Source organism: Streptomyces sp. NPDC005794 (genome assembly GCF_042871445.1).
GTDB lineage: Bacteria > Actinomycetota > Actinomycetes > Streptomycetales > Streptomycetaceae > Streptomyces.
Window position 1 is genome coordinate 206,994 of sequence record NZ_JBIAIN010000014.1, and the last position, 11,648, is coordinate 218,641.

9 protein-coding genes are annotated in these 11,648 nt (G+C 70.4%); 5 read left to right on the plus strand and 4 right to left on the minus strand.

Annotated features, from left to right (window positions below):
* Positions 1-9: 9 nt before the first annotated feature.
* Genes ACFYQ5_RS23485 through mtnA form a run of 4 tightly spaced genes read right to left on the minus strand, consistent with a single transcriptional unit; the run spans position 10 to position 5,742 of the window.
* On the minus strand, positions 10-1,875 hold the full coding sequence (locus ACFYQ5_RS23485; protein ID WP_389200068.1) for an LpqB family beta-propeller domain-containing protein: 1,866 nt from the start codon (positions 1,873-1,875) through the stop codon (positions 10-12).
* A complete protein-coding gene (gene mtrB / locus ACFYQ5_RS23490; protein WP_389200069.1) occupies positions 1,865-3,898 on the minus strand; it encodes an MtrAB system histidine kinase MtrB in 2,034 nt (677 codons plus the stop codon). The genes ACFYQ5_RS23485 and mtrB overlap by 11 nt, the downstream gene beginning before the upstream one ends.
* 1 nt (position 3,899) lies before the next feature.
* Positions 3,900-4,589 carry a two-component system response regulator MtrA gene (mtrA, locus tag ACFYQ5_RS23495; RefSeq protein ID WP_187281934.1) on the minus strand — a complete coding sequence of 230 codons (690 nt, stop codon included), beginning with the start codon at positions 4,587-4,589 and terminating at the stop codon, positions 3,900-3,902.
* A 4-nt stretch (positions 4,590-4,593) separates the two neighbouring features.
* Entirely contained in the window at positions 4,594-5,742 is a 1,149-nt protein-coding gene (gene mtnA / locus ACFYQ5_RS23500; protein ID WP_389200071.1) for an S-methyl-5-thioribose-1-phosphate isomerase, read from the minus strand.
* A 140-nt stretch (positions 5,743-5,882) separates the two neighbouring features.
* Between mtnA and ACFYQ5_RS23505 the strand changes: the two genes are divergently transcribed.
* From ACFYQ5_RS23505 to ACFYQ5_RS23525, 5 genes are read left to right on the plus strand one after another with little or no spacing between them, the layout of a single operon-like run.
* Positions 5,883-7,091 (plus strand): glycerophosphoryl diester phosphodiesterase membrane domain-containing protein, encoded by a 1,209-nt coding sequence (locus ACFYQ5_RS23505; protein ID WP_389200072.1) that lies wholly within the window; start codon positions 5,883-5,885, stop codon positions 7,089-7,091.
* A gap of 4 nt (positions 7,092-7,095) precedes the next feature.
* Positions 7,096-7,788 carry a DUF4129 domain-containing protein gene (locus ACFYQ5_RS23510; RefSeq protein WP_389200074.1) on the plus strand — a complete coding sequence of 231 codons (693 nt, stop codon included), beginning with the start codon at positions 7,096-7,098 and terminating at the stop codon, positions 7,786-7,788.
* Positions 7,785-9,014, plus strand: coding sequence for a DUF4350 domain-containing protein (locus tag ACFYQ5_RS23515; protein WP_389200075.1), 1,230 nt, complete (start codon positions 7,785-7,787; stop codon positions 9,012-9,014). Before ACFYQ5_RS23510 ends, ACFYQ5_RS23515 begins: the two co-directional genes overlap by 4 nt.
* Positions 9,011-10,030 (plus strand): AAA family ATPase, encoded by a 1,020-nt coding sequence (locus ACFYQ5_RS23520; protein WP_389200076.1) that lies wholly within the window; start codon positions 9,011-9,013, stop codon positions 10,028-10,030. Before ACFYQ5_RS23515 ends, ACFYQ5_RS23520 begins: the two co-directional genes overlap by 4 nt.
* Positions 10,031-10,040: 10 nt before the next feature.
* Positions 10,041-11,354 (plus strand): DUF58 domain-containing protein, encoded by a 1,314-nt coding sequence (locus ACFYQ5_RS23525; protein WP_389200078.1) that lies wholly within the window; start codon positions 10,041-10,043, stop codon positions 11,352-11,354.
* The last annotated feature ends 294 nt before the right edge of the window (positions 11,355-11,648 follow it).

The following is an 11,648-nucleotide window of genomic DNA, read 5'->3' on the forward strand; positions in this document are numbered from 1 at the left end:
GCCCCGCGCTCAGCCCGGGTAGACCAGCGAGGAGCCCTTCTTCAGGACCGTCTGCCAGTTGTCCCCCGGCGACAGCTTCACGATCCCGTCGCTCTCGGTGTCCGCCATCAGCGGCAACTGCTCGTCGTCCGCGGCCGCGATCGCCGTCACCTGGTTCACGCCCGGCAGGACCCCGGAGGACGACGTGGATCCGTCGGCCTGCACGTAACGCACCTGCTGCACACCGCCCTCCTCCTTGCCGACCACCACGAGACGGCTGCGGCCGGACCAGGAAACAGCCGTCACATCCGCCAGCTGCGGTGCGGCCTGACGCAGGTCCTCCACCGAGACCCGCTCGGCCTCCCCCGAGCCATGACGCTCGACCCGCCCGATGTTCAGGGTCGTGTGCCCGTCCCTCGACACCCGCAGAGCGATCCGTACCCCGTCGGCAGACATCCTCAGGGCCTCGATCCGCCCACCGTTCAAGCCGGGTACCAGAACCTCCTGCGGTTCTCCGGCACCGTCCACCAGACGCAGCAGCCTGGGATCCTGCGGATCACGGTCGGCGACCCACAGATCGCCCCTGCCGTCCCAGCTCGGCGCCGACAGCCGGTCCGTGGCCTTCTTCGCGCGACTGGTCACCACAGGGTCGGCCGGCTCGCTCTCCTCGGCCAGGGAGGACACGTAGAGAAGCTGCTGATCCGCCGAGACCGCGGCGGCCAGTTGTTCGTCCCGGGCCACGCCCACGGCGCTCATGGCCACCGTCCCGCCACCCAGCGGACCGATCACCGGCTCAGGATCGCCGCTGCCCTTGCTGCTCCCGGGGATGCGCTGCACGTGCCCCTCGTCGTCGACGAAGTACTGGCTGTCGGGACCGTCGGAACCGTTGTCCGAGGCGTACTCCTCGGCCTCATCGGCCCCGAGGGAGCACAGCGGACCCCGCTCACCCTGCAGCTCCACCTGCCCCACCCGGGCGGAGGTCAGGTCACGCAACGTGAAGAGCACCTGGGCCGCCATCATCCGGCAGGCGCCCTGCCCGGCCTGATCGGCCTTCTTGTTGAGCGGCACCTTCAGGACGTTCTGGTCGTCCGGCGCCAGCGAGGTGACCCCGCTCTTCAGCGCCGTACCGGCGGGGAAGCGCGAATCGACCACCGGCCGCAGCCAGTTCGACGGGCCTTCCAGCAGCGTCCGAACGGTCTGCGTGGCCGTGTCCATCCGCGTGACGGGATCCGTACGGTTCCTTACGTAGACGGGGTCGGCGACCAGCGCGGACTCGTCGTCCGCCAGCCCGGCGGCGAAGTAGTACTTGTTCACGGACCGGTAGAGGCGCTTGAAGTCGGACTGCCCGAGCACCAGCCCGTCCGGAACGATGTCGATGCGCCACTCCTGCTTGCCGTCCGCCCCCTTCTCCCGGACCAGATGAAGCATCTGGGAGTACTCCGACGGGGCCAGCGGCCGGTAGGAACTCTGCGCGTCGACCGCCGCGACCTGCTCGCCGGTCAGCGTGTAGGTCGTCTCGGAGGTCCTGCGCTGCTTGTCGTACATCGTGGGCCCGTTGCGGTTGGGCGCCTGCGCCAGCACCGTGGTGCCCTCGCCCGGCTGCCAGCTGCGGGCGGCTCCCGCGGTCAGGTACTTGCGGGTCGTCCGGAAGTCGGGGTCGTCGCTGGTCATCGACTCCAGGAAGCCGTCGACCACCTCGATGGGAGCGGCACCCTCCCTCGGCGGCACGGCGTACACCTGCACCTGGGAATCGCCCGGCTGCGAGGCGTCGACCGCCTTCACGTCGCCGGTGACCGGCATCGCTCCGCACCCGGCGAGCACCACGACGCCACAGCCGACCAGCGCGGACAACCGCACCGCCCGGCTGCGGCCGCCCCGACGGCGGTCAGTGTCCACGGATCGTGTCCTCCTGCTCCGGATCCTGCGTCTCTGGGGCGGCGCCCCCGTCCGGCCGGTCCTCGGCCGGACGCGACACCACACGCGCTCCGTTGCCCGGCAGAGCCGCCGGGTGCACCGACGCCGGCGTACGCCGCGCCGTCGGCCCGTGCGGCGGCCCGCCCAGGTGTGAACGCGCCGTGGAACCTGTCTGGTTCGGTACGGACATCAGCCGCTGGTCGCCGGCCGCCGGCGCGGCCTCCGCCCGCTCACGGTCCTCCCGATTACGCCGCGAGTCCTCCGGCTCCAGCGGTATCGGTGATCCGCGCAGCGGCTCGTCCGCCGTACGCGGCAGAGTCAGCCGGAACTGCGAGCCGCCACCGGGCTCGCCCCAGGCCTGCAGCCAGCCTCCGTGCAGCCGGGCGTCCTCGACGGCGATCGAGAGCCCCAGGCCGGTCCCACCGGTGGTGCGGGCCCGTGCCGGGTCCGCCCGCCAGAAGCGGTTGAAGACCCGGGTCGCCTCGCCCGGCTTGAGCCCCACGCCGTAGTCCCTGACCGCCACGGCCACGGCGCCTTGAGCGACACCCATCCGCACGATGACGTCCCGGCCCTCGCCGTGCTCGACCGCGTTGACGACGAGATTGCGCAGGACCCGCTCGACACGGCGCGCGTCGGCTTCCGCGACCACGGGCTGTTCGTCGCCCACCACGCGGACCCGGCTGCCCTTGCGCTCCGCCAGCGGCTCGGCACCGCCGATCACCCGCCGGACGACCGTGCGCAGGTCTATCGGTTCGGCCTCCAGCGCCGCCGCCCCCGCGTCGAACCTGCTGATCTCCAGCAGATCGGACAGGAGCGACTCGAAGCGGTCGAGCTGGTCCCCCAGCAGTTCCGCGGACCGGGCCGTGACCGGGTCGAAGTCGACGCGCGCCTCATGGATGACATCGGCGGCCATCCGCACGGTCGTCAGCGGGGTGCGCAGCTCATGACTGACGTCCGAGACGAAACGCCGCTGCATGCGGGAGAGCTCCTCCAACTGCTGGATCTTCAGCTGGAGGTTCTGCGCCATCTTGTTGAAGGCCTCACCGAGGCGTGCGATGTCATCCTCACCGGTGACCTTCATCCGCTCCTGGAGCCGGCCCGCGGAAAGCCGCTCGGCGATCCCTGCCGCCATCCGCACGGGCGTGACGACCTGGCGCACCACGAACCACGCGATGGCACCGAGCAGCACGACCACGAACAAGCCGGCCGTGGCCAACGTCGTCGTGACAAGGGTCAGCGACTTCTCCTCCTGCGTGAGCGGGAAGAGGTAGTACAGCTCGTACGGATTGTGGTCGACGTCGTAGAGCCGCTTGCCCACGACGAGCCCGGGCTGCGGATCCTTCCCGTACGAGTACCGGATCAGCGAGTACGTCTGGAAGGCACCCGCCCCCTCGCCCACGTCGTCCCGCAGCCGCTGCGGGATGCTGGACGCCTCCACGCTGCCCGAGCCACGTGGGGCACGGCTGGTGCCCTGCCCCACGGAGTCCGCGCTGAGTGCCACCACGTTGAAGGCGTTCGTGCCACCACTGGCGAGCTGGTCGACGAGCTCGGTGCGCCAGGAGGTGCTGGCCGTCATGCCGTCGGCGCCCTCCACGCTCTGGTCCCCCGGGACGAGAGGCGCGTTCGCGTTCGCCTGGGCGGCCGCGAAGCCGCCTGCCGCCTGCGTCTGCGCGGCCTTGCCCTTCGCCTCGAGCAGGCCGTTGCGGACCTGCCCGATCACGACGAAGCCGAGCAGCAGCACCACGGCAATCGACATCAGCAGCGTGCCCGCCACGACGCGCAGCTGCAGATTGCGCCGCCACAGCCGGACAGCCGGCAGCAGCGGCCCACGGATCCACCGCATCAACAGCCGCGGCACGGGGCCGCCGCCGGGCGTGCGGTCGCGGAACACCCGGCCGCCCAACGAGGCCCGGCCGAAACGAGAAGTGCTCCGGGCCGGACCGGCAGCCCGCTCCGTACGGGCCCCGGGCACCCCGGGTGGCGGAGCAGCGCTGCCCAGGGTCATGTCAGCTCGGTCCGGCCTTGTAACCGACACCACGGACGGTCACGACGATCTCCGGCCGCTCCGGGTCCTTCTCCACCTTCGAGCGAAGCCGCTGGACGTGCACGTTCACCAGACGGGTGTCGGCGGCGTGGCGATAGCCCCACACCTGCTCGAGCAGCACCTCACGGGTGAAGACCTGCCACGGCTTCCGGGCGAGGGCGACCAGCAGGTCGAACTCCAGCGGGGTGAGGGCGATGGACTGCCCCTCCCGCTTCACCGAGTGACCGGCCACGTCGATGACCAGATCCCCGATCGCCAGCTGCTCCGGCGCGGGCTCTTCGGACCTCCGCAAACGTGCCCTGATCCGGGCAACCAACTCCTTCGGTTTGAACGGCTTGACGATGTAGTCGTCGGCCCCGGACTCCAGGCCCACGACCACATCCACCGTGTCGCTCTTGGCAGTGAGCATGACGATCGGCACACCGGACTCGGCCCTGATCAGCCGGCAGACCTCGATGCCGTCCCGTCCGGGCAGCATGAGATCCAGCAGCACCAGGTCCGGCTTGGCCTCACGAAATGCGGCCAGTGCCTTGTCGCCGTCCGCTACGAACGACGGTTCGAAACCTTCTCCCCGCAGCACAATGCCGAGCATCTCGGCCAGTGCGGTGTCGTCGTCGACGACAAGGACGCGTCCCTTCATAAACGACATCATCCCATTAGCTAATCGTTACCTGCGATGACCTGGCACACAGCTCTGCCAGTCCGACCCCCGTGACCGGGGAAATGACGCCCTCCTCCGTGACGATCGCCGTGACCAGTTCGGGCGGCGTGATGTCGAATGCGGGGTTGTACGCCTGGGTTCCCGGGGGCGCGACGGCCGTCCCTCCCCCGTCACCTCCCGAAGGAGCACCCGGCCTCGATGTGAGCTCCGTCACTTCCGCCGCGGAACGCTGCTCCACGACGATCGATGTACCGTCCACCGTCTCCAGATCGACCGTGGTCGTCGGCGCCACGACGAGGAACGGCACATGGTGGTACTTCGCGAGCACCGCCAACGGATAGCTCCCCACCTTGTTGGCCACGGAGCCGTCCGCGGCAATCCGGTCCGCCCCGATGATTACGGCATCCACCTCCCCCGCCGCAAACAGCGAACCCGCCGCGCTGTCCGTGAGCAAGCTGTACGGCATCCCGTTCCGCCCCGCCTCGTACGCCGTCAGCCGGGCACCCTGGAGCAGTGGCCGGGTCTCGTCCACCCACAGCTGCCGCAGGCTGCCCTCCCGGTGCGCCCTCAGAGCCACGGCGAAGGCCGTCCCCGCACCGCCGGACACGAGCGCCCCGGTGTTGCAGTGGGTCAGCAGCCGGTGCCCACCCCGTCCCGGCAGGAGCTCCTCCAGCAGCTCCAGACCGTACTGCGCCATCCGCCCGCTGGCGGCCGCGTCCTCCTCGTGCAGAGCCCGGGCCTCGGACAGGGCCGCCGTGGCAGCCCCCTCCTGGCCCGCCCCGATCTCGACAGCCACCTGGTACGCCCTGGCCACCCGCCGCGCCCCGTACCCGAGGTTCACCGCGGTGGGCCGCGCCTGTTCCAGCAGCTCCGCGGCCTTTGCCACGTCCTCACCCCGGGCAGCGGCCAGCGCCACCCCGTACCCCCCGGCGATGCCCAGCAGCGGCGCCCCCCGCACCGCCAGCATCCGAATCGCCCGCACCAGCTCGGGTACATCGGCGCACACCAGCTCGACCTCCTCGGCGGGCAGCCGCGTCTGGTCGAGAAGAACCACCGCAGGACCCTCCGGTGGTTCGTCCCAGCGGAGTACGGAGAGGGGCGGAGGCTCGATACCCGCCGTCGTCTGTGCGTCCTGATCAGCCATCTGCCCAGTCTGCCCGCTGAACCGCCCGCGCACGAAGACAAGGAGGAGATACAGCGCCGGGTCCGCCCCGGACCAACGCGTGGCACGATGGCTGGCAACCTGCCGCCCCGATGAGCGGGCAGGACTGTGAAGGAGCGACGATGAACGACTCTCCGGGCTGGGCTTCGCCCGGATCCGCCCCCTCCGACGGCCAGGAGACGGGAATCCCCAAACCCTCCTCGCCCGTTGACGGAAGCGGACCCGCCGGACAGTGGTCTCCCGCACAGCCGCCTCCAGGGCAGTGGTCCCCGCCGAGTGCCTCCGGCAGCGGCCCAGGCGCACCCCCTCCCGCTCCGGGCTGGGGCGGCATGCCACAGGGGCCCGGATGGGGCCGCCCGCCCATGGCTGCGAAGCCCGGCGTCATCCCGCTCCGCCCCCTGGGCGTCGGCGAAATCCTCGACGGCGCGGTCTCCACCATGCGCACCCACTGGCGCACGGTGCTCGGCATCAGCCTCACCGTCTCCGTGATCGCCGAGATCGTGATCATCCTCGTGCAGCGCTATCTCCTGCCCCAGCAGGAGTCGATCGACCCGAACGCCACCGGCGCGGAGGCGCTCCGCCAGGCCACCGACTCGGCACAGTCGCAGCTGATCAACACCGCCCCGAGCACGCTCATCGCGATGATCGCCACGCTCGTCACCACCTCGGTCCTCACCGTGGTGGTCAGCCGCTCCGTGCTGGGCCGAGGCGTGACACTCTCCGAAGCGTGGTCCGAGGCCCGCCCCCGGCTCCTTCCGCTGCTCGGTCTGACTCTTCTGCTGAGCCTGATGAGCGCCGCGATCATGGCAGTGGGCCTGCTTCCGGGCCTGGCCCTGGGCGGCGGCGCGGATGGGATCGCACTGACCTTCCTCGGCTTCGTCGCCTCCTGCGGTGTCGTTCTCTGGCTGATGATCCGCTTCATGCTCGCGGCTCCGGCACTGATGCTCGAACGACAGTCCGTACTCACCTCGCTGCGCCGGTCCGCCAAGCTGGTCAGGGGCAACTGGTGGCGGACGTTCGGCATCCTGGCGCTCACCTACCTGCTGGTCATCGTGCTGACCTTGATCATCGCGATCCCGTTCGGCATCATCGCCATAAGCGTGGACAGCGATGGTCTGAGCGAGTTCCTGAACAGCAACTCGACGGACTTCGGCTGGCCGTTCCTCATCGTCACGGGCATCGGCGACGTGATCATCTCGACGCTCGCCTACCCCTTCACCGCGGGAGTGATGGCTCTGCTCTACGTCGACCAGCGCATCCGCCGCGAGGCGCTCGACCTCGATCTCGCCCGGGCCGCGGGCGTTCCCGGCTACGACACCCCCAGGAGCTGATGCGGTGACGGGGCCGGGGGGCACCACCGCAGCAGTACGGCTCATCCGGGCAGGCGAGGACATCCCCGTGGACACCCCACGCGTCCCCGCCCGGGAAGCGGCGCAGGACGAACTGTCCGACCCGAGGTACCACGAGCACGACCCGAACCTTCTCGAACGCGGCCTCGACCGCTTCTGGGACTGGGTCGGCGACCTCTTCGCCGGCGCCGCCGGCGCAGCCCCCGGCGGCCCGCTCGGTCTCGTCGTACTCGTCCTGGCCGTCGCCGGCTTGGGCGCCGCCCTGTGGTGGAGGCTCGGCACACCACGGCGCACCCTCCGCGCTCCGCAGACACTCCTCGGCGGCACCACCCGCAGCACGGCCGACCACCGCGCCGCCGCCGCCGCACATGCCGAAGCCCGACGCTGGACCGAAGCCGTCCAGGAACGGATGCGTGCCCTCGTCCGCTCCTTGGAGGACAGGACCGTGCTCGACCCACGCCCCGGCCGCACGGCGGACGAGGCGGCCGCCGAGGCAGGCCGGCTGATGCCCGCGCACTCCGCCCGGCTACGTGCCGCCGCCCGAGTCTTCGACGACGTCACATACGGCGGCCGCACCGCCGACGAGGCCGCGTACCTGACGCTGTGCACACTCGACCTGGATCTCGAGGCCGCCAAGCCCTCGCTGACCACCGGCACCATCCATGGGACCGCCGGATGACCGTCACCGCAGCCGTTCCCACCACCTCGGAATCCCGCACCCCCCTCCAGATCTGGCAGCGTGTCCGGGGACTGCTGCTCGCCGTCCTCATCCTTGTCATCGCCGGGGTCGCCCTTGCCGCCGCCCGCTCCGGAGGCCAGCACGGCCGGCTCGATCCGCGCTCCGCAGACCCCTACGGCAGCCGTGCGGTCGCCGAAATCCTCAAGGAGCGCGGCGTATCCATCGACGTCGTGACCACCCTCGACGAAGCTGCCGGTGCGGCAGGACCCGACGCCACCCTGCTCGTCACCGGCCCCAACATGCTCACCGCTCACCAGCAGCGGCGCCTCCGCACGGCGACGGCCGGCTCCGCGGGCCGTACCGTCCTCATCGCTCCCGGCGGCCCCTCCGTAGCCCGCCTCGCCCCCGACATCCGCCCTGACTCGCACGGACCTGTCACCGCACGCCCCCCACTCTGCGACCTCCCCGCAGCCCGCGCGGCAGGAACCGCCGACCTGGGCGGCATCCACTACGCGACGGACCTGCACGGGGCGACCGCCTGCTACCCGGACGATGGCTCCGCCTCCCTTCTTGTCCTGCCAGGACAAGAAGCTGGCGACACCGTGCTGCTCGGCTCCCCCGACATCCTCTACAACGACCGTCTCGACCAGCAGGGCAACGCCTCGCTGAGCCTGCAACTCCTCGGCTCCCGCCCACATCTCGTCTGGTACCTCCCCTCACTCGACGATCCCTCCGCAGCCGCAGGCACCGCAGCCGACCGGGGCAACAGCGGTGACGACGGAGCCGAAGGAGAGAGCGGCTTCATCGGGCTCATCCCCTCGGGCTGGCTCTGGGGCACCCTCCAACTGGCCCTCGCCGCCGCCCTCGCCGCCATCTGGCGTGGCCGCCGCTTCGGCCCGCTGATCACCGAGCGGCTACCGGTGGCCATCCGGGCCTCCGAATCGACCGAAGGACGCGCCCGCCTCTACCGCAAGGCCGACGCTCGCGCCCGCGCGGCCGACGCGCTGCGCTCTGCCGCACGGGCCCGCATCTCTCCCCTCCTCGGGGTGCCGCCCCGTGACGCCGACTCCTCCGCCGTACTCCTGCCCGCCGTCGCCGCGCGCCTCAGCACCCCGGGCAGCGACCTCGGCACACTCCTCTTCGGCCCGGCTCCGGCCGATGACGCCGCGCTTGTCCTTCTGACCGATCAACTCGACGCCCTCGAAAGAGAGGTACGCACTTCATGAGCGCCCCGACCCCGGAGACCGCTGAACTCGCGGCGCCCACAGGGACCCCTGAGGCCCCCGTGAACTCCGACAGCGCCCGCGCATCCCTGGAAACTCTGCGTTCCGAGATCGCCAAGGCCGTGGTCGGCCAGGACCCGGCCGTCACCGGGCTGGTCGTCGCTCTCCTCTGCCGGGGACATGTCCTGCTGGAAGGCGTACCCGGAGTCGCGAAGACCCTCCTGGTCCGCGCACTTGCCGCCTCCCTCGAACTGGACACCAAGCGCGTCCAGTTCACCCCCGACCTGATGCCGAGCGATGTCACGGGCTCGCTGGTCTACGACGCCAGGACCTCCGAGTTCTCCTTCCAGCCCGGACCGGTGTTCACCAATCTTCTGCTCGCCGACGAGATCAACCGCACCCCTCCCAAGACGCAGTCCTCCCTGCTGGAGGCCATGGAAGAACGTCAGGTCACCATCGACGGATCTCCCCGGCCGCTCCCCGACCCCTTCCTGGTCGCGGCCACCCAGAACCCTGTCGAATACGAAGGCACCTACCCACTGCCCGAGGCCCAACTGGACCGCTTCCTCCTCAAACTGACGGTCCCCCTTCCCTCGCGCGAGGACGAGATCGACGTGCTCACCCGTCACGCGGACGGGTTCAACCCTCGTGACCTGAAGGCAGCAGGCATACGGCCCGTGGCCGGTCCGGCCGACCTCGAAGCAGCACGTGCCGCCGTCGCCAAGACCTCTGTCTCCCCAGAGATCGCCGCCTATGTCGTCGATATCTGCCGTGCCACGCGTGAATCCCCCTCACTCAGCCTCGGCGCCTCCCCTCGAGGAGCCACCGCTCTGCTTTCCACCGCACGGGCATGGGCCTGGCTCACGGGCCGGGACTATGTCATCCCGGACGACGTGAAGGCTCTTGCTCTGCCCACGCTCCGTCACCGCATACAGCTGCGGCCGGAAGCGGAGATGGAGGGAGTCACAGCGGACTCCGTCATCACCGCCGTCCTCGCCCACGTCCCCGTCCCTCGGTGAGGCGGTGACCATGGCCCTCACCGGACGGGCCGCCTTGGTGGCGGCTTTGGGATCACTCCCCGTAGGCATCCTGGCCCCGAGCTGGACAGGCATACTCTCGGTCAATGTCCCGCTCTCACTGGCAATTCTGTGCGACTATGCCCTGGCTGCGCCAGTGCGTACGCTGCAGTTCACCCGATCCGGTGATACATCCGTTCGACTCGGTGACACTGCGGCGGTGCAACTCACAGTGACCAATCCGTCCCGGCGTCCGCTCCGCGCGCACCTCCGCGACGGCTGGCCCCCCAGCAGCTGGACCTCTGAGACCGAACAGGGGTCGTCCCGCCACCAGTTCGCCGTGCCCGCGCAGGAACGCCGCCGCCTCACCACACTCCTACGCCCGTCGCGGCGTGGGGATCGCGAGGCAGACCGCGTCACTGTCCGGTCCTTCGGCCCCCTCGGTCTCGCGGCCCGCCAGGGACATCACCGCGTGCCCTGGGCAGTTCGAGTGCTGCCTCCCTTCACGAGCCGGAAACACCTGCCCTCCCGACTCGCCAGACTGCGTGAACTCGACGGCCGGACCAGCGTGCTGACTCGAGGGGAGGGCACCGAGTTCGACAGCCTGCGCGCCTACGTTCCTGGCGACGACACCCGTTCCATCGACTGGCGGGCCACCGCGCGCCAGTCCGCCGTCGCTGTCCGTACCTGGCGCCCCGAGCGCGACCGCCACATCCTCGTCGTCCTCGATACCGGTCGCACGTCCGCGGGCCGGGTCGGCGATGTGCCGCGTCTCGACGCCGCCATGGACGCGACTCTGCTCCTCACCGCCCTTGCCACCCGCGCGGGCGACCGCGTGAACCTGATCGCCTACGACCGACGTGTCCGGGCTCAGGTGCAGGGCGGAACAGCGGGAGGAGACGTCCTGTCGACGCTTGTCAGCACGCTGGCCACCCTGGAGCCCGAACTCGTGGAGACCGACGCCCGCGGTCTCAGCACGGCAGCACTGGCAAACGCTCCGCGCCGCTCCCTGATCGTCCTGCTCACGAGCCTGGACGCCGCGCCTGTCGAAGAGGGCCTCCTCCCGGTCCTCCCTCAGCTCACCCAGCGCCACACGGTGGTGGTCGCGGCTGTCGCGGACCCTCATGTCGAGACGATGGTTCGTGCGCGGGGCACAGTGGATGCGAGCTACGAGGCAGCAGCCGGCACTCAGGCACAGGCCCAACGCCGCCGCACCGCGGACCAGCTCCGGCGTCATGGCGTCACAGTCGTCGATGCCACACCCGACGAAATCGCACCCGCACTCGCCGATACCTACCTCACGCTGAAAGCGGCCGGCCGTCTGTAGCGCGCCCGAGCAGAGAGGCTTGCGCCCGGGCAGAGAGGCTGAGGAGCAACACTCACGCCCCGGAACCGGATGGGTTCGGCGGTGCTCCAGCGCGCACACTCTCGATGGCCACTGACCGATGTGCCGCCAGCTCCCATACGGCCTCCGTGTCACTGGCGACGAAGGACGGCGGAGAACCGAACAGCTGTTGAAGAAGAGCTGTGAACGCAGAAAAGCCCCGTGCCACAAGGGCACGGGGCTTTCCCGGAATAATTGTTCGGCGGCGTCCTACTCTCCCACAGGGTCCCCCCTGCA